This window comes from Vreelandella glaciei (assembly GCF_013415125.1).
In the GTDB taxonomy this organism is placed as follows: domain Bacteria; phylum Pseudomonadota; class Gammaproteobacteria; order Pseudomonadales; family Halomonadaceae; genus Vreelandella; species Vreelandella glaciei.
On sequence record NZ_JACCDE010000005.1, the window covers coordinates 16,501 to 35,542 of the forward strand.

16 protein-coding genes are annotated in these 19,042 nt (G+C 56.2%); 9 read left to right on the forward strand and 7 right to left on the reverse strand.

Annotated elements, in window-relative coordinates; all coding sequences use genetic code 11:
* Positions 1-38: 38 nt before the first annotated feature.
* The 5 genes from HZS80_RS04820 to HZS80_RS04840 all read right to left on the reverse strand — a co-directional run bounded on the left by HZS80_RS04820 (position 39) and on the right by HZS80_RS04840 (position 5,053).
* The gene (locus HZS80_RS04820) at positions 39-2,054 is read right to left on the reverse strand and encodes a RecQ family ATP-dependent DNA helicase (RefSeq protein ID WP_179915310.1); all 2,016 of its coding nucleotides are present in this window, start codon (positions 2,052-2,054) and stop codon (positions 39-41) included.
* Positions 2,055-2,082: 28 nt separating this feature from the next.
* On the reverse strand, positions 2,083-2,301 hold the full coding sequence (locus tag HZS80_RS04825) for a DUF1653 domain-containing protein (protein ID WP_179915311.1): 219 nt from the start codon (positions 2,299-2,301) through the stop codon (positions 2,083-2,085).
* Entirely contained in the window at positions 2,298-3,188 is an 891-nt protein-coding gene (gene tcdA, locus HZS80_RS04830) for a tRNA cyclic N6-threonylcarbamoyladenosine(37) synthase TcdA (protein WP_218927584.1), read from the reverse strand. Before tcdA ends, HZS80_RS04825 begins: the two co-directional genes overlap by 4 nt.
* 10 nt (positions 3,189-3,198) lie before the next feature.
* Entirely contained in the window at positions 3,199-3,972 is a 774-nt protein-coding gene (locus tag HZS80_RS04835) for a pseudouridine synthase (RefSeq protein ID WP_179915312.1), read from the reverse strand.
* Between the two features lie 115 nt (positions 3,973-4,087).
* Complete coding sequence (locus HZS80_RS04840; protein ID WP_179915313.1) at positions 4,088-5,053, reverse strand: LysR family transcriptional regulator; 966 nt, start codon at positions 5,051-5,053, stop codon at positions 4,088-4,090.
* 182 nt (positions 5,054-5,235) lie between these two features.
* Here HZS80_RS04840 and HZS80_RS04845 point away from each other — a divergent pair, with 182 nt between their 5' ends.
* The 9 genes from HZS80_RS04845 to HZS80_RS04885 all read left to right on the forward strand — a co-directional run bounded on the left by HZS80_RS04845 (position 5,236) and on the right by HZS80_RS04885 (position 15,670).
* Positions 5,236-6,753, forward strand: coding sequence for an ABC transporter substrate-binding protein (locus tag HZS80_RS04845; protein WP_179915314.1), 1,518 nt, complete (start codon positions 5,236-5,238; stop codon positions 6,751-6,753).
* A gap of 76 nt (positions 6,754-6,829) precedes the next feature.
* Positions 6,830-7,747 carry an ABC transporter permease gene (locus HZS80_RS04850; RefSeq protein WP_179915315.1) on the forward strand — a complete coding sequence of 306 codons (918 nt, stop codon included), beginning with the start codon at positions 6,830-6,832 and terminating at the stop codon, positions 7,745-7,747.
* An 11-nt stretch (positions 7,748-7,758) separates the two neighbouring features.
* Positions 7,759-8,667, forward strand: a complete 909-nt coding sequence (locus tag HZS80_RS04855) for an ABC transporter permease (protein WP_179915316.1) — start codon at positions 7,759-7,761, stop codon at positions 8,665-8,667.
* Positions 8,660-9,709, forward strand: a complete 1,050-nt coding sequence (locus HZS80_RS04860) for an ABC transporter ATP-binding protein (protein ID WP_179915317.1) — start codon at positions 8,660-8,662, stop codon at positions 9,707-9,709. The genes HZS80_RS04855 and HZS80_RS04860 overlap by 8 nt, the downstream gene beginning before the upstream one ends.
* On the forward strand, positions 9,706-10,710 hold the full coding sequence (locus HZS80_RS04865) for an ABC transporter ATP-binding protein (protein ID WP_179915318.1): 1,005 nt from the start codon (positions 9,706-9,708) through the stop codon (positions 10,708-10,710). Before HZS80_RS04860 ends, HZS80_RS04865 begins: the two co-directional genes overlap by 4 nt.
* A gap of 38 nt (positions 10,711-10,748) precedes the next feature.
* Entirely contained in the window at positions 10,749-12,170 is a 1,422-nt protein-coding gene (locus tag HZS80_RS04870) for a M20 family metallopeptidase (RefSeq protein WP_179915319.1), read from the forward strand.
* Positions 12,155-13,312, forward strand: a complete 1,158-nt coding sequence (locus tag HZS80_RS04875; RefSeq protein WP_179915320.1) for a M20 family metallopeptidase — start codon at positions 12,155-12,157, stop codon at positions 13,310-13,312. The genes HZS80_RS04870 and HZS80_RS04875 overlap by 16 nt, the downstream gene beginning before the upstream one ends.
* A 154-nt stretch (positions 13,313-13,466) precedes the next feature.
* Positions 13,467-14,012, forward strand: a complete 546-nt coding sequence (sodC, locus tag HZS80_RS04880) for a superoxide dismutase family protein (protein WP_179915321.1) — start codon at positions 13,467-13,469, stop codon at positions 14,010-14,012.
* A gap of 188 nt (positions 14,013-14,200) precedes the next feature.
* Complete coding sequence (locus tag HZS80_RS04885) at positions 14,201-15,670, forward strand: carbon starvation CstA family protein (protein ID WP_179915322.1); 1,470 nt, start codon at positions 14,201-14,203, stop codon at positions 15,668-15,670.
* A gap of 212 nt (positions 15,671-15,882) precedes the next feature.
* Here HZS80_RS04885 and HZS80_RS04890 read toward each other — a convergent pair whose 3' ends face one another.
* A complete protein-coding gene (locus HZS80_RS04890) occupies positions 15,883-18,054 on the reverse strand; it encodes an esterase-like activity of phytase family protein (protein WP_179915323.1) in 2,172 nt (723 codons plus the stop codon).
* Between the two features lie 343 nt (positions 18,055-18,397).
* Positions 18,398-18,880 (reverse strand): bacterioferritin, encoded by a 483-nt coding sequence (bfr, locus tag HZS80_RS04895; RefSeq protein ID WP_009288515.1) that lies wholly within the window; start codon positions 18,878-18,880, stop codon positions 18,398-18,400.
* Positions 18,881-19,042 lie beyond the last annotated feature (162 nt).

Below are 19,042 nucleotides of genomic sequence, written 5' to 3' on the forward strand. Positions count from 1 at the left end.
GTACCTAGCAGCACTGATTAGGATATCGGCTGTTTACTTTACTTGTTTATCTGGCGTGCAGCCCACTCACGCACCTGGGGATAGGCGCGCTGTTCGAACACAGCAAAGCCATTAAGGCTGCGGGCTTTGAGCGGGGTAAACACCGGCATGGTCAAGCCACACAGAAAATGCGCCACCCGCTGGGCATTGGGCGGCTGGCCGAACTGTTCGGTGTGGCGCTCAATCAGAGGCGTGGCGTAGCGCTGAAAATCGGCCGCCGTTAGCGGTGTCTCGGGCGGCGCATCCGGTAGTTTTACCGGGTGGCCATAACACACCGAGCAATGCCCGCAGCGGCCCTGCTCGGCATTGGATGGTGTATCAAAGGGGCTTTTACCAAAGGTACTATCGCCAAAGTGCTCGGCTAACCGCCGAGTCAGGCAGCTCTCCGACTCAAACAGCGCCAGCATGGCCTGCAGTCGTTCAATCTCTATTCGCTCTCGATTCAGGCAGTCGTCGTATAGCTGGCTCGTCAGCACCTCAATGGTAAAGTTCGGCTGGCAGATCTCGTAGACGTCGGTCATCCGCTTGCCTTCCAGAGTCAGCCAGCCCTTATCCTGAAAGTACTCAAGCGCAGTGATCACTCTGTCGCGGGAGGCATCAATCTGCTGCGTCTGCCCCGCCTGGTGCAGGCGGTCAAAATCCACCGTGCCCCAGGTGCGTGCGATGGGAATATTATCGACTAAAAGCCGCACAAAGGCCGCCCGTTCGCCTTCAAAATAGTTTACCAATGCACTAGGATCGAGATGGTAGCGCAGCCGGTACTCAGCTAGAAATGCGAAACGCGGCGCGATAATGCCGTGCATCTCCAGCCGCACCAACAGCGTTTTTAGCGGCAGCGGGCGGATATTGGTATCGCGGGAAAGCGTATTGAGCAGCACCTCCCACTGGCGATCCGGCGCTTGGCCTGCCGCCGCGATCTCTTCCAATAGGCGATAAATGCCCGCATATTCTGGGGTATCGCCATACACAAAGTTTTCCAGCACCCTCAGACCGTCCCGCCCGGCCATGGTCAAGCAGGTGGAAGGCTGGCCGTCGCGCCCTGCCCGGCCAATCTCCTGGCTGTAGTTTTCGATGGATTTAGGCAAGTCATAGTGCACCACATTGCGGATATCACCCTTATCGATACCCATGCCAAAGGCAATAGTGGCCACGATGCAGGGCGACTCGCCGCCCATAAACTGGCGCTGAATCTCATCCCGTCGGCTTGAATCCAACCCTGCGTGGTAGGCCTGGGCTGCGATCCCCTGTGCCGCCAGCGCCTTAGCCACCCGCTCGGCGGTTTGTTGCAGGGTGACGTAAATAATCGTCGGCGCTTCGCTACCCGGCTGCATCTGCGGCTTCAGCCAGTTGATCAACTGCTGCTGGCGGTCAGCCATGGCAGGCGCCACCAGCAGCTCCAGATTGGAACGGTAAAAACCGGTAGTGATGACGTTGTCCGCTGCGATGGCAAATTTCTCGCCCATATCGGCAATAACGGTGGGCGTTGCCGTGGCAGTGAGCAGCAGGACTTGGGGGATAGCAAAGTCGCGCTGGTAGTTCGGTAGCTTCAAATAATCGGGCCGGAAGTTATGCCCCCATTCAGAGAGGCAGTGAGCTTCGTCGACCACCAGCAGCGATATCTGAACCTGGCGTAGAAAGTGACGGAAGCGCTCGTTCTTGAGCCGCTCCACCGAGACCATCAATATTTTAAGCTCGCCGCTTTTGGCACGCTCCATGACATTCCGGGTGGTGTCGCGGTCTTGGGTAGAGTCAATACTCGCCGCTGCCACGCCGTGGCGGGCCAGAAAAGCGAGCTGATCCTGCATCAGCGCCAGCAGCGGCGATACCACCAGGGTTAAGTGCGGCAAATGCAGTGCAGGAAGCTGATAGCAAAGTGACTTTCCCGCGCCGGTGGCGAAAATAGCCGCCGTGGAGTGCCCCGCCAACACCCTGGACACCACCGCCTGCTGGCCGCCACGAAAGTCGTCAAAACCAAATACCTCTTTCAGCGTTTGCTGCGGTGATATAGGGGGCATGAAGACTCCTTGATAGCGAAATTCCGGCTTAAAACGCTTTCTCTAGCGCAAAACGCGGCTGGGTGTGACCTTCGTTAGTCACCTTTTCAACAAACATGTCGAGCGGGCGCACCCAGAGGCCGTATTCACCGTAAAGGGCACGGTAGACTACCAGGGGCTCTTCGCTTTCGCTGTGCTGAGCAGTGCCGAGCACTTCGTAAAGGCTGCCTTTGTAGTGGCGGTAAATACCGGGAACGGGGGCGGTCATCGGCTCTCCTCTTGAGTGGCGTTTGTGTCGGCTGGCTGGTTGGCTTTTTTGGCGAGGCGCTCGAGCACCTTCGAAGCGGCGACAAAACCAAAGGTGCCGGTTAAGAAGGTCGCCGCACCAAAGCCCGAAGCGCAGTCCAATCGCGTGGCATCACCACTGCCGGGCTTTTGCAGGCAGACTTCACCGTCGGCGCCGGGATAGATCAACTGCTCATCGGAGTAGACACACTCCACCGAGAAGCGCCGTTTGGGATTGCGAGAAAAGCCGTAATCCCGACGCAGCCGCGAGCGTACTTTGGATAGTAGCGGGTCGTGCTCTGTGCGGGTGAGATCCGCTACTTGAATGCGCGTGGGGTCGGTTTGTCCACCGGCCGCGCCGGTGACAGTGATGGGCATTTTGCGTCGCTTACACCAGGCGATCAGCGCGGCCTTGGCGATCACGCTGTCGATGGCATCCACCACGTGATCGGCGTCATCGGGGATACGCTCAGCCAAGTTGGTGGGCGTCACGAAGGCGGTGTCAGCCACAATCTCGATTTCCGGGGCAATCAAGCGGCAGCGCTCGGCAAGCACTTCCACTTTGGGCTGTCCAATAGTGCCATCCAATGCGTGGAGCTGGCGGTTAACGTTGGAAACGCAGACGTCGTCCAGGTCTATCAGCGTTAGCTTGCCAATGCCCGAACGGGCCAGCGCCTCTACCGTCCAGCTACCCACGCCGCCTACTCCAACCACGACCACATGAGCACGGCGAAATGCCTCTGCAGCGCGCTGACCATACAGGCGGCGAATACCGCCAAAGCGAAATTCATAATCGCTCGACGCATAGCCACTTGAAGCATGGTCGCTCGATTCTGAAACAGGAGAGATAATGGTCTCATTCAATGACATAACGGCAGGCTCACAGTGCTTGCAAGGCGGAAGGCGTGGCAATGGGCGGCGTTCGCGCGCTATCCGGCGGTAAATGACCCGCCCAGCCAAGCTGATTAAACAGCGCGATCATTGTGTCATCCAAGGCACAGCTCAATTGTACACGCTTGTCTAACAGGGGATGGTCAAAAGCCAAATAGGTCGCGGCGAGCAATAAGCGTGGCGCGCCCATCTGGTCGGCAAAAAAGCGGTTGTGGACACTTTTACCGTGCTTGGCATCGCCAATAATCGGATAGCCCCGCCGCGAGAGGTGACGGCGAATTTGATGGCGGCGCCCGGTCATCGGCCGCGCTTCCACCAGCGAATAGCGCGCCACCGGATAGCGGTCGACTTGCACCGGCAGTTCAACGCTATCAAGGCGGCGAATATCGGTCATCGCTGGCATGGCGGGCATTTCCGCCTTGGGGCGTGTGCCATCCTCCTCCCGCAGCGGGTAATCCAAACGTTCGCTTTCCGGCGCTTTACCGCGCACCACCGCCAGGTAGCGCTTCTCAACCTGCCGTTCACTAAACGCTTCGCTGAGCAGGCCAGCAACGGCTGAAGATAGCGCAAACACGATCACCCCCGAAGTCGGTCGATCCAGCCGGTGAACGGGATAGACCCGTTTGCCAAGCTGGTCGCGTAGGCGCTGAAGTAGAAATTCGGTTTCACCACGCGCCAACGCCGAGCGATGCACCAAAAGCCCTGCTGGCTTATGCACTGCAACGAGATGCTCATCCTGATAGAGGATGTTGAGTGGCGTCATAACGCTCCCTGGAAAAGCTGGCGACAAAAAAGTCGTTCATTATAAAAACGGCCCGCTATTGTCGTGGCTGGGCCGCGAGATGTCATCTTCTCGCTATGCCCTCATCCCCCACCGCTTAGTTATGAGGCGTCTGAATATCAGTCAACACTTGTGGATTTGGTAAAAGCGGTAATTTACCAGGCGGAATGTGCTCTTTAATAAACGCCAAGAAAACCTGAGTGGCACTCGGTAAGGTTCGATTAGCTAGGGTCTGAACCTCGATAAAGCGTGAATCCATGCCCTGGTCACGAATAGGAATAGCGACCACTCGGTGTTGATGAATGCGATAACGAACAGAGATCTCGCCGGCAAGCGCCACCCCTCCTCCCAGCATGGCAAAATTAATTAATGCCTCGGTGTAGTCACTGCTAAAAATGGATTCAAATGCTAGGTTTTGGCGACTACAGCAGATATCGAACAACTGGCGCAGGGTCGTTTCTGGCGAGGGCAGCGCCAGCGGATAGCGCTGCAGTTGCGCTAACGTTATGTGTTTTTTTGCAGCTAGTTCATGGTCAGGAGAAACCAGTGCCATAATCGGCGCTGGTTGTCTCAAAGAAACAGTAATATCTGCTTCAGGCTTTAGGCTGAAGGTAATGCCGATGTCCGCATCGCCCTCCCTGACATGACGGGTCGCCTGTGCAGGTGATCCCACCATCAAGTGAAAATGAATGCCGCTGTAGCGCTTTCGAAAAGCCGCAATGGCTGCGGGCAAAAAATCCACGGCAAACCCTTCTGAGCTGGCGAGACGCACCTTGCCACGCTGTAATCCCCGCAGTGCCAGGATTTCACTGCCTATTCGGTCGGCTTCCAGCTGCATATGGCGGGCATGTACCGCCAATAGCTCGCCTGAAGCACTCGGTACCATGCCACGCGCTCGGCGTTCGAACAGCAACGTGTCCAATTCACTTTCGAGCCGGGCTATCTGTCGGCTGATCGCCGAGGGCGCCACATTTAACTTGCCCGAGGCTTCACTAATGGAGCCGCAGCGAACCACTTCTAAAAAATAACGTAACGCGGTTTCTTGTAGCACCCGTGGATTCATTGTGCCTCCCTTCTCCATCAGAATTGCCAAAACGGCAATGATAAGTTCTAAACATTGCACTGGTGGCATGACTGATTAATAGCTTAGTTTTAATTCAAGGCGGCGGCTCATCTAAAAAACAAGAAGCCCTGCCAGTACGCCAAACGCTCATAACCTTCTCTTATTAAAAAACGAGGTATGGCATGCACACACCTAGAACTCTTTGTTGCGTTACGTCACTTGCTTTACTCAGCATCGCGACACCTGCTTTAGCAGGCAAGGCCAACGATACACTGGTCTATGCCTCTGATAGCGAGCCTGAAAACGTTAGCCCCTACCACAATAATCTGCGTGAAGGCGTTATCCTCGCCCATTTGGCTTGGGATACGCTGATCTACCGTAACCCGCAAACCAACGAGTATGAGCCGCGTCTGGCCACCGAATGGGAATGGGCAGATGATAAGACCCTCGATCTTGTCCTGCGCGAAGGCGTGACCTTTCACAACGGCGAGGCCTTCAACGCCGACGATGTGGCATTTACCTTTAACTATGCGGTATCCCCCGAATCACGGGTAGTAACGCGACAAAATGTTGACTGGATCGAAAGTGTTGAGAAGCTTGATGAGTATCACGTTCGCATTCACCTTAAAGAACCTTTCCCCGCCGCCCTCGAGTACCTTTCCGGCCCGATGCCAATTTATCCCGATGAGTATTTCCAGGAAGTGGGTATCGAGGGTTTTAGTCGTGAGCCCGTAGGTACCGGCCCTTACCGGATAACCAACGTCCGCCCTGGCGACGGCGTCAGCCTGACACGCTTTGATGACTACTTTGCCGACAGCCCGATTGGCCAGCCGGAAATAGCAAACATCGAGTTCAAAGCGATTGCCGATGCGGACTCACGCATGGCGCAGTTAATGTCAGGACAAGTCGACTGGATTTGGCGCGTGCCGTCGGATCAAGCTGAATCGCTGGGGAGCATGCCACAGCTCAGCGTGCTAGGCGGCGAGACCATGCGGGTCGGCTATATCGGCTTGGATGCCGCCATGCGGGAAGAGTCGCCGTTAAATGATATCCGCGTGCGTCAGGCCATTAACCACGCCATGAACCGGGAAGGCTTGGCTAATGATCTAGTGCGCGGTGGCAGCCAGCCTCTTTATGCCCCCTGCTTTCCCACCCAGTTTGGCTGTGAAACAGAGAACGTCATCGAGTATGAGTACGACCCCGAAAAAGCCCGCGAACTACTCGCCGAGGCGGGTTACGCCGACGGCTTTGATATTGACCTTCACGCCTACCGTGAACGGGATTACGCCGAAGCAATGATTGGCGACCTGCGTGCAGTGGGCATTAATGCCAACCTGCGCTTTATGACCTCCCCCGCGTTGTTGGAGCTTCAGCGCAACGGTCAAACCGATATGGCTTTCAAAGCCTGGGGTTCCTTCTCTATTAACGATGTATCGGCTTTCGTTAGCGTCTATTTCACAGGCGGCATTGACGATCTCTGGCAGGACGCCCAGGTGCAGGAGTGGCTACAAGTCGCCGATACCTCGGTAGATCCTGATGTGCGCTTAGAGCACTACCAAAAAGCATTCGCCCGCATTTCCGAGCAAGCGTACTGGGCGCCGCTGTTCTCCTACTCCACCTATTACGCTCACACCGCTGATCTCGACTTCACCGCCTACCCTGACGAACTCCCCCGTTTCTACGAGGCGAGCTGGAAGTAACGGCGCCTGATCGACTTAACGGCAGCCGTGGCAATCTCGCCACGGCTCGCTTTCCGCAGCGAGGGAGTGATGCTTTATGTGGGCATTTGTTTTCAAGCGCACGCTGATAGCCCTTAGCGTCGCGCTGACTATTTCGGTGCTCTGCTTTAGTCTGCTGCAGCTCTCAGGGGACTTGGCGCTTTCCATAGGCGGCCCCGAGGCCACCGCTGAACAGGTTGAGCAAATCCGCGTTGAGTACGGTCTGGATCGCCCGGTGCTTGAGCAATTTACCACGTGGCTATGGGGGGCGGTTCAGCTCGATTTTGGGCGCTCTTACTACTATCAGAGCGAGGTCATGGATCTGGTGGTCGAGCGCCTACCGGTAACGATGACCCTAGGAATATTAGCGTTGGCGATTGCGCTAGGCGTGTCTATTCCCCTCGGCGTTGTGGCCGCGCTGAAGCGCGGCAGTTGGATAGACCGCACGGCCATGGCGATTGCGGTTACCGGCCAGGCAATGCCCAACTTCTGGTTTGGCTTAACGCTAATCATCCTGTTTGCCGTCAAGTTACAGTGGTTTCCTGCGGCGGGTAGCGATAGCTGGCAAGGCTTTGTACTGCCCGCCGTAGCGCTGGGCTATTACGCCACCCCCGCCATGATGCGGCTAACCCGCAGCGGCATGCTGGAAGTCCTGGAGGCAGACTACATCCGCACCGCACGGGCCAAGGGGCTGCGCACCGGCACGGTGATCTTCAAACACGCGCTACGCAATGCAGTGATTCCGGTGGTGGCGCTGGCCGCTGTGGAGCTGGGATTTATGCTCGGCGGTTCGGTGGTCATCGAGACCGTCTTTTCGCTGCGCGGGCTGGGGCAACTGGCCTGGAACGCGATTTCCCGCAATGACTACCCGGTGGTTCAAGCCATCGTCCTGATCATTGCGCTGTTCTATATCGTGCTGACGCTGCTTGCCGACATTCTCAACGCAGTTTTAGACCCACGCCTACGCGCGCGCTAACGGAGAACACCATGGCACACACCCTTTCCCCGCCGGTGGCGGCAGAGCAACACTTCGTCGGCAGTTGGCAATCGCGTTTACTGCGCAGCACGCTCAATAACCGCAACTTAACCATAGGATTATTGATCATTACTTCACTAGGGTTGGTGGCGCTTCTGGCCCCTTGGCTAGCCCCCCATGATCCCTATTTACAGAACACCGCTAACCGCATGGTGCCACCTATTTGGCACGAAACCGGTAGCTGGACGCACCCATTAGGCACCGACCGCCTCGGCCGTGACTACCTGAGCCGACTGATTTATGGCACCCGGATTTCACTCTTTATCGGGCTAGTGGTTGCGCTGATTTCAGGGCTGATTGGCACCACTCTTGGCGTGCTGGCAGGTTACTTCGGCGGTCGCGTCGATGCCGTAGTGAGTTACCTGCTCACCACTCGCCTGGCCATGCCCGTGGTGTTAGTGGCGCTGGCCATGGCTTCGCTGATGGGGGGATCTATGCTGAGCGTTACGCTGCTACTGGGGCTGCTGCTGTGGGATCGCTTTGCGGTCGTTGCCCGCTCGGCGACTCAGCAATTGCGCGATGCTGAGTATGTGCAGGCAGCCCAGGCACTGGGCTGCTCGCTGCCGTATATTTTACTGCGCGAAGTGCTGCCCAATATCGCTGGCGCGTTGATTGTGGTCGCCACGCTTGAGGTCGCCAACGCCATTTTGCTCGAAGCAACGCTGTCGTTTCTGGGCATGGGCGTGCAGCCACCATCCCCCTCCTGGGGGCTGATGATCGCCGAAGGCAAAGCCTATATGTTCTTCCAACCCTGGGTGATTACGATTCCCGGCAGCGCACTATTTATTCTAGTGCTGTCGATTAACTTGCTAGGCGATGGACTGCGTGACCTCAGCGCACCAGGAGGCCGCAATGAGTAATCTCTCCTCAGCTGAGCGCTCAACAGCGCCAGTCTCACCACTACTCACCGTAAAACAGCTACGTGTCGACTTGCCAGTAGCAAAAGGCACGCTTCACGCCGTACGGGGAATCGACTTTCACGTTGAACGGGGTGAAATGCTCTGTCTGGTGGGCGAATCGGGCTGTGGTAAATCCATGACCTCGCTGGCATTAATGGGCCTACTGCCACGCAAGGCGCAGGTAAACGCCGACTGTCTCGACTTTGACGGCGTTGATCTGCTGACGGTTTCCGATCGCGAGCGCAGCAACCTGCGCGGTGCGCGCATGGCGATGATTTTCCAAGAGCCCATGACCGCTCTCAACCCCGCCTACACGCTGGGCAATCAGCTATGCGAAGCCTTGCGCCGTCATCAGCGTGTATCGCGTAAAGCGGCCCATGACCGCGCCCTCTATTTACTCGAACGGGTAGGTATCAGCGCCGCCGAAGAGCGTATGCGCCAATACCCCCACCAGCTGTCTGGCGGGCTGCGCCAACGGGTCATGATCGCCATGGCGCTAATGTGCGAACCCGATTTGATCATTGCCGATGAGCCCACCACGGCCTTGGACGTTACTATTCAGGCGCAAATCCTGCACCTGCTGCGCGACCTGCAACAGGAGTTTGGCACGGCGGTTATCTTCATCACCCACGACCTGGGCGTCGTCGCGCGCATCGCCGATCGTGTTGCCGTGATGTATGCCGGTGAAGTGATTGAAACCGCCTCTGCCCAGGCGCTCTTTCAAGCCCCTAGCCACCCCTACACCCAAGGATTACTGCGCTGCATACCGACACCCGGCAAAACGCTGCCGGGCAGCCGCTTACAGGCTATTCCAGGGGTAGTGCCCAACTTGGTAGAGAAAGTTGACGGCTGCGCCTTTTGTAATCGCTGCGACCAAGCGGATGAGCTTTGTCACACCACACCGCCCTTGCAAACTGTCGCAGATGGTCACTTGTCGCGCTGTCACTTTGCCCACCAGTTGGCAAATCCGGCAACGATAAACGCTCAGGAGGTAACGCTATGAGCAGTGCCGCAAACCATTTTAAGCCGCTTGCCCTGGAGCTCTGCGCGCTATCCAAAACATTTAAACTGGGCGGCGGCATGCTGCATAAGAGTCAAACCTTAACAGCCGTCAATAATGTATCGCTGCGCGTTCCCCGCGGTCAGGTGATGGGGCTGGTGGGCGAATCGGGCTGTGGCAAAAGCACCCTAGCCAAAATACTGCTAGGGCTCACGCCCCCAAGCGAAGGTGATGTACTGATCAACGGCAAAGCAATTGTCAATGCTAATCAAAAAGCGCTTGCCCGGCATATACAGCCGATTTTCCAAGACCCTTACTCATCGCTTAACCCGCGCCAACGAATTGCCCAAATCGTTGGCTTGCCGCTGCGCATTCATGGCATTGGCACCCAGAAGGAGCAGGCAGCCAAAGTCGATGAAATGCTGGAGCTGGTTGGCCTGCCCAAACGCGCCGCCCAGCAATACCCAGGGCAAATGTCTGGCGGGCAGCGTCAGCGGGTGGCGATTGCCCGGGCGCTTATTATGCGCCCTGACTTGGTGATTTGTGACGAACCCACCTCCGCCCTGGATGTGTCAGTTCAAGCCCAAATCCTCAACCTCTTGCTCGACCTTAAGGATGAGTTTGGTCTTACCTACCTGTTTATTAGTCACGACCTCGCCGTGGTGGAGCATCTGGCGGACCGGCTCGCAGTGATGTACCTGGGTAAGATTGTCGAAGAAGGAACTCGTGAACAAATCTTCACCGCTCCTCGCCACCCTTACACCCAAGCGCTGCTGGCATCCGCTCTGACACCAGAGCCCGGCTTAGGCGTGCCTGATATCGGTCTTGGGGCAGGACAACCCGACCCAACACGACCTCCATCAGGATGCGCTTTCCACCCTCGATGCCCCATAGCACAGCCCCAGTGCTCAGAGCAGTCGCCAAAGCTAACCGACCTTATTCAAAGTGCAGCCCAAGGCACTACTCAGCCTAATCATCCACGCGTCGCCTGCCATTTTGCCTAAACACTCTTACTGAACGCCTAATACTCAGAGGGATATTTATGTCGCGCCAACAAGCCTTAGACAATGCCAAAGCCTATTTTGATAGTGGCGAATTTTATGCTCAGCTTGCCCCGCGTATTGCCATCCGCAGCGAAAGCCAGGAATCGAATAGGCAGGAGGAACTGCACGCTTACCTGACGGAACAGATTATCCCAGACATTGAGCAGCTCGGTTTCACATGGGAAATTGTCGATAACCCCGTGCCTGGGTTCGGCCCATTTCTGCTCGCTGAACGTCTTGAAACCGGGGCCATGTTCAGCGTATTGACCTACGGCCATGGCGATGTAATACGCGGCTACGATGATCAGTGGGCCGAAGGGCTGTCGCCATGGCAAATCACCCAACGGGGAGATCGCTGGTATGGGCGCGGCACCGCTGATAACAAAGGCCAGCACACGATTAATTTAGCTGCGCTCGGCTGTGTGCTGAAAGCCAGCGGCGGGCACCTGGGCTATAACGTCAAGCTGGTGCTGGAGATGGGAGAAGAGACCGGTTCGCCGGGGCTAAAGGAGGTTTGCCACCGCTATCGGGAGCGCTTGGCAGCCGATGTGTTTGTTGGTTCGGACGGGCCCCGCCTGGACGCCGAATCGCCAACGCTATTTTTAGGCTCGCGGGGATCGTTCAACTTCGATCTTAAGCTGCAGGCCCGGGAAGGCGCCCACCACTCGGGCAACTGGGGCGGGGTATTAAAAAACCCGGCGGTACGATTAACCAATGCCCTGGCTACGCTGGTGGATGCCAACGGCGTGATCCAGATCCAGGGGTTACGCCCGGCACCGATTCCTGATGCCGTGCGCAACGCCCTAGCCTTACTCAAGGTAGGTGTCGGTGATAATGCCCCCGCCATCGATAGCGACTGGGGTGAGCCAGGGCTGTCCCCCGCTGAACGCCTATTTGGCTGGAACACCTTAGAAGTGCTGGCCATGAAGGCAGGCAACCCGGACGCCCCGGCCAATGCGATCCCCCCCTACGCCTACGCCCACTGCCAGCTGCGCTATGTAGTAGGCAGCGATCAGGATAACTTTCTTGCCCATTTACGCCACCATCTGGATCAACATGGCTTTAGCGATATAGAGGTGAGAGCGGCGCGCATGTCGCAGATGAATGCTACGCGGCTTGACCCTGAAGACCCTTGGGTGAGCTGGGCGTTAACCTCGATGCAGCTATCGACCAACAAAACGCCCACGCTGTTACCTAACCTAGGCGGATCATTGCCCAACGATGTATTTGCCGAAACGCTGGGCTTACCTACGTTATGGGTTCCCCACTCCTACCCCGCCTGTTCGCAACACGCCCCCGATGAACACCTGCTAGGGAGTATCGCTTCAGAAGCGCTTATATTAATGGCGGGCCTATTTTGGGATTTGAGTGTTCAAGGTGCAGAGATTTACAAGGAGCGAACGTTATGCAAGAGCCACTAATACAACACGCCTGTGATTGGCTGGAGGGCCAGCAGCAGGCAATGGTTGACTGCTTAGCGGCCCTGGTCAATATCGACTCCAACAGCTACGACAAAGCGGGTAACGATAAGGTGGCCGACCTGATTAGCCAGTGGCTGGAGCAGGATGGCATCACTGTCATACGCCACCCGCGCCCTGACTCAGGTGATATTTTAGAAGCACAGCTGGGGGAAACTGGCCAAGGCCATGTGCTCTTAATGGGCCACCGCGATACGGTTTTTCCCACCGGCACGGTGGCTAGCCGGGGCTATACCCAGCAAGACGAGGTTGGCTTTGGCCCTGGCGTGGCCGATATGAAAAGCGGCCTGGTGATGAACTGCTTTGTGCTGCGCGCGTTAAGCCGCCTGCCCAACTGCCCACTGCCCGTTCGCGCCCTGTTTACCGCTGATGAGGAGATTGGCTCGCCAGATGGGCGGGCGTTCATCGAGGCCGCCGCCCAGGGAGCACGTGCCGTCTTGAACGTCGAGCCTGGGCGCGTCAGCGGCAATGTAGTCACGGGCCGAAAAGGAGGTGCTGGTTTTTTGATCAACGTCACCGGCAAAGCCGCCCACTCCGGCGTGAGCCATGCCGATGGCGCCAGCGCCATCGAAACACTGGCCCGCAAGATCATCAAGCTGCATGCACTGACCGATTACGCGGCAGGCATCACCACCAATGTGGGCACTGTCACTGGTGGCGTATCTCGCAACACTGTCGCGCCTTTCGCGTCTGCTCAGTTAGATACTCGCTTTGTCACCACAGCACAGCGTGACCAGCTGTATAAGGCCATTGAGGCGATAATCGCCGAACCCGATATTCCTGGCACCCAGGCAACCATCGAGCAGACATCGGAATTCTATCCGCTCGAAGAGCGTATGAGCAGCGAACTGTTTGCGCTTTACCAATCTCAGGCTAAAAACATTGGTTTTGCTGTTGATGGCGAATTCACCGGCGGCTGTTCCGATGCGGGCTGGACGGCCAGCTTGGGCATTCCCACGCTGTGTGGCCTCGGCCCGGTCGGTGCCAAAATGCACACGGATGAGGAGTACTGCTTACTCAATACGCTAGTGCCACGCACTCAAGCACTCACTGCTACTTTACTAAGCCTAAAAGACTGGGCTTAAAAGGCTGGGTTTAAAAGCTTGAATTTAAAAGGATGCTTTTATACAACCTCGCGGTGGCCTATTACTCGCCAGGTGGCAAAGTAGCCGCTCGGCAGCTACCTTAAATAGGCAACGCTACAGATGCGTTTCCATGGATTAGGAAGGAGAGATCAATATGCGCTATACAACTGCCCGCTATTCACTTACCGCTATGGCTGCCTCGCTGCTACTCGCTACCTCGGCGGCGCAAGCGAATGAAACGCTTGATGTGGAGATGCATAAAGTCAGCGCCGAAGGAGTCAAAGAGTCGATTGGTACCGTGTCTTTAGAGCATACGGATCATGGCTTACTGCTGACACCTTCGCTGACGGATCTTGAGCCCGGTTTTTACGGTTTTCACGTCCACCAGAACGCCAGCTGCGACCCTGCCGAGAATGATAGTGGCGAAATGACCGCTGCACTGTCTGCAGGGGGGCACTATGACCCCGAAGAAACCGGCACGCACCAAGGTCCTTACGGTGAAGGTCATTTAGGCGACCTGCCGGTGCTCACCGTTAATGAAGAGGGCGAAGCCAATCTACCCGTTCTAGCCCCACGCCTAAGCATGGAAGATATGCCGGGGCGCAGCCTGATGATCCATGAAGGTGGCGACACCTACGAAGATGAGCCCCACCTGGGCGGCGGCGGCACCCGGATGGCCTGCGGCGTTGTTGAGTCTTAAACGTTACCGTAGTTGTTAATCGACAAAATGGGCAGCCGTTCGGCTGTCCATTTTTTTGCTTACAGCCCACTAAAGTCTAGCTGTGATTTTATAGTGGCTATCTGTACATTCACTCCTACTAAAGAAGCGCCTGCTTGTATGCTCTCCAGCATGCTTGTCCATCCCCCTCACTGCTCTAGGTACCTTAGATGATCACCTTTATCGTATCGATCCTGCTGCTGATAGCGGGCTACTTTACCTATGGGAAATTCGTGGAGCGTGTATTTGTCACTGACCGCAAGCGTCAGACGCCCGCTTTCAGCATGCGCGACAACATCGACTACGTGCCGATGAACACCACGCGCAATTCGCTTATTCAGTTATTAAACATTGCCGGTGTCGGCCCTATTTTTGGCCCGATTCTCGGTGCCCTGTATGGCCCGGTGGCGTTTGTGTGGATTGTGGTTGGCTGCATCTTTGCCGGTGCTGTTCACGACTACCTGACCGGCATGATATCGATCCGCAACCATGGTGCTCACTTGCCACAACTGGCCGGCAAGTTCCTGGGCAAAGCGATGAAGCATGTGGTCAATGGCTTCGCGATTCTCTTGCTGCTTTTAGTCGGTACGGTCTTCGTCACCTCGCCTGCTGCGCTGCTGGCCAATATGACCTCGCTGTCGCTAACGCTGATCATCGTGGCTATCTTTATTTATTACTTGATTGCCACCCTGCTGCCGATCGATAAAGTTATTGGCCGTATCTACCCCTATTTTGGCGCCCTGCTGCTGTTCAGCGCGGCGGGTATCGGTATCGGCTTGATCATCACTGGCGCGCCGATTCCCGAGCTCTCGTTCCAGAACATGCACCCTGACGCCGCACCGATTTTCCCGCTGCTGTTTTTAACTATCTCCTGTGGCGCACTTTCCGGCTTCCATGCCACTCAAACCCCCATTATTTCGCGCACCACCCAAAACGAAACCAATGGACGCAAAATCTTCTACGGCATGATGATCACCGAAGGCATTATCGCCATGATCTGGGCGGCTGCCGCCATGAGCCTGTTCTATGGCGACCAGTCACTCTCTGATGTACTGGCTGCTGGTGGCCCTGCCGCGGTGGTTAGCGAAGTGTCTACCACCATGCTCGGCGCGGTGGGTGGCACCCTGGCGGTACTCGGCGTTATCGTGTTGCCGATCACCTCGGGCGATACCGCTTTCCGCAGCGCGCGAATGATCATTGCTGATTACATTAAGATCGATCAAAAGCCGATTATGAAGCGCGTCATGGTCGCTCTACCGCTGTTTGTAGTGTCCTATGCATTAACCCATATGGACTTCACGCTACTGTGGCGTTACTTCTCATGGGCGAACCAAACCACCGCCGTTATCGCGCTATGGGTTGGCACTATGTATTTAGTGCTGTCGCGTAAGCCTCACTGGATTACCTCGATCCCAGCCACCTTTATGACCATGGCCACGTTTACCTACTTGGCCTACGCGCCGATCGGTTTTGGTCTACCGCTGCAGCTAAGCTATGTGGTAGCCGCGCTAGGTACGCTTCTTTGCATTGCGCTGTTTATGAAGCGTGTCCGTCGTCTAAGCCGGGCAACTTTTGCCGTTGATGAGCCGGCGGTACCGAGCCAGTTTGTGGACAGCGGAGAGGCGATTACAGCTAAATAGTTAGGCGCTCCATAACGTTACCACCACACTCTCTTAACAGGACGCTCTTCAAACACGAGCCACGCCACAAAAAAGGGCACACATCAGCCACATAACCGTGTTTGATGCGTGCCCTCGTTTCTTTCCCTATCTCTCTTATCCTACCTGTTCTCCCCTCCTCCTCATGTTTATCGCTTCCATGCTGCTGCGGTATAGACGAAAACAGGCAGGGACTACTCTAGCGGTATCGACCAGAAGTAGGTCTCGCCGGAGCTATCGTCCACACCGTCGTTGTCGCTGACCAGCCAGGCGTTGCCATTATCGTTGATCGCCATTCCTTCAATCTTGTCCACCACAAAGCCGTTGTAGCTGGCCAGGTCGGGAATCAGGTCGCGTACTAGCTGTTTCTCGACCACCGGCAGCTCACCGCCCAGCGGGGCGGGTTCCAGGCCGTCCAGGGCAACGCGGGTCACTTGCTTAACCTTCGCCTCGGCGCCGATCTGGTTGTCGCGCTCGATCAAATAAAGCCAAGCGCCATGGGCGGTGATTTCGGAGAGGCCAATCCAACCCTGTTCCACGTTATCCAACGGGTAATGAACAGCGCCCCACTCACCGCTGTCGATATCAAAACGCAGTAGCTTGGCCATGCCTTCGGGGTCATCCTGCCAGGGGCGCTGTACCGCCAGCCACAGCTGATTATCAATGCGCGTGACGCCTTCTAATCCCCACTTCAATGCCTGTTGAGCGAGCGCCTCGGGCAGTGCAATTCCTTGGATAATCTCGCCGTCGGAACCCACATGATAAAGGGTGTTGGCAAGGCCTTTGTCGTTACCTTCGGAAGCGACCCAGAAGCCACCTTCACCATCGGTGGTAATACCTTCCATATCCAGGCCTAGCGCAGGCTCACCGTTGCGGGTCACATCCAGCGCTGCCGTAATCCGCGCCGGCGATGCTGATGGGTCGATGGTGAAGATGCGCGGCTGGGCGCTGTAGAAGCTGTCGCTAACCGCGTAGAGCATGTCATCAGCAGCGACCAAACCGGAAAGTGCGCCCCAGCCAATCAGTTCATCAGCGCCCGCCGAGGTCAGGGTGGGATAGACCGCTGGCGCAGCCTGATATTGATAAATCATGACATGGGCGCGGGGGCCGCCGTCTTTGCCCAGATCCCCTTCATTGGCGGTGGCTAACAGGCCACGGCTGGGAATCGCCACGGCGCCTTCGGGAGACAGGCCCGAGGGCAGCAGCTGGGTGAGCTGCGGTTCGGCCAGATTGCTAACGTCATAAACGCCCACCAGCGAGCCGCGCTCGGAAAGCAGGAAGACATAGGGCGTACCTTCGAACACCGCAAACTCCATCCCCTCCGGCTCGCTGCCTTTGGCATCCGAACGTTTATCGGGGTAATGACCCGCTTCAATCACCGCGCGCTCGAATGAAGTACCTGACTCGTATACCACCTCGCCGCGCTTGCTGAAGATCGTCCAGCCGCGCGCGCCGCCATCCATATCGCCTTCGTTGGCAATAGCGAAGTGGTCGTTGTCGATCCACTGCAAAGCGTCCGGCTCACGCAGGCGCTTGGCTTGCTGCTCGTTGAAAATCAGCGCACCGTCATCGCTGGCGTCAATGCCGTCCAGCTCGACAGTCCCGGCACTGAAATCCGCCACCACCTTTCCGGCGTAGTCGAGCACCACCAGGTGGTTGTTCTCCTGCACGGTAACGACGGTCTCACCCAGGGTGTTGATATCGACAAACTCCGGCTCGGGATCCTCGGGGGCGATCTCGGCGAGCCCGGTTACGTCGGCGTAGAGCAGGCTGTCGCAGTTAACCAGCCCTGCCGCATTGATCTCCACCAGTGCCACGGAACCGCCGGGCATCTGCGGTACACGTCCATCGCCCGCCTCTTCGTCGCGTTCGTTCTCAATGGCGACAGCGACAAAGTGCCCATCGGGTGCCGCAGCAGAAGCTACACTATCGGGCTGTCCGTCTAGCGGGCAGGAGGCGAGTATCTCGCCACTGGCTAAATCGACCGTGCGCAGCTCACCGGAAGGCTCGCTGTAGGAAACCGATGTATTCACTCCGACATAGGCCATATTGCCGAGCACCGATACGGCCGTAGGCTCGCCGTCCATAACGATATTACCCAGCGGTTGCGGATTAGCCGGGTCGCTGATATCAATGCGCCCAATCGCGCCCAGCGGGCTATCGGTATACACCAGCGTCATGCCATCACCGGAGGCAGCAATGATTTCAGGCGCGGTCTCGCGTGTACGATCCTCGCCCTCGGCCATGTTATCGGGAACCGCGAAGCTGGCGATGCGGTTGAAATGTTTATCTGCCGCGCCTGCCGCTTGCGTGGCGGCCAGCACAGCAGCCAGCGCCAACAGTATTGGTCTGCGTTTGAGTATCATGATGGAGTTAATCCCTTGCTTAAGCTTCAGAAACGACTGATTAAGTTATTAAATTTGATATGTCCGATTAACTATCCAACACCATGACGATGTCAGTCTTATGACACTCACTGGCTAAGTTAGCGCCGTTGGCTATCGGCACACCTCAGCGCTAAACGCAGGTTGCCGCGAAAATGTTAGATGGGTAAGTAGTGAAGGAACACATAGGGGAAAAGGGAAGCGGGAAAATCGATAGGTTAAAGGAGACTTTAGAACGCAAGAAGCCAGTCAGTTAGCCCTGACTGGCTGCTTTTTAGCTAGTTTTGGTTGCTAGCTTGCTTCTATACATACGCGCGATAGCGTTTTACTCGTCGCCTGCCATCTGCATTTGGCGCTGCATGTAATTCTGAATACCTACCTTGTCGATCAAACCCAGCTCTGTTTCGATGTGATCGATATGGTCTTCTTCATCAGCAAGCAGGTCACGCAGCATATCGCGAGTCACGTAATCTTTAACGCTTTCGCAATAGGTGATGGCCTCGATGTAATCGTTACGGCCGTCGTGCTCAATTTTTAGATCGCTTTCGAGCATCTCTTTGACGTTTTCGCCAATGTGCAGCTTGCCAAGGTCTTGCAGGTTGGGAATGCCTTCCAGGAATAGAATGCGCTCGATGATCTTGTCAGCGTGCTGCATCTCTTCAATGGACTCATCGTATTCCCATTTGGCGAGGGCTTTCAGCCCCCAATCTTTATACATTTTGGCGTGCAAAAAGTACTGATTGATCGCAACGAGTTCGTTGCCGAGCGCCTTATTAAGATGCTCAATAACTTTCGTATCACCTTTCATAACGTCACCTTTTCTACTGTAATGCTGATGTTTAATCTAGTTTAGACAATACGATCAAGCAGTTACGTTTGGAGAAGAGCATAGACGCAAATAGCTATACTCCCAGCGTTTCTGAGAGTATAGATAAGGTGATTAAAAGTTCAAGTAAATCATATATTTGCT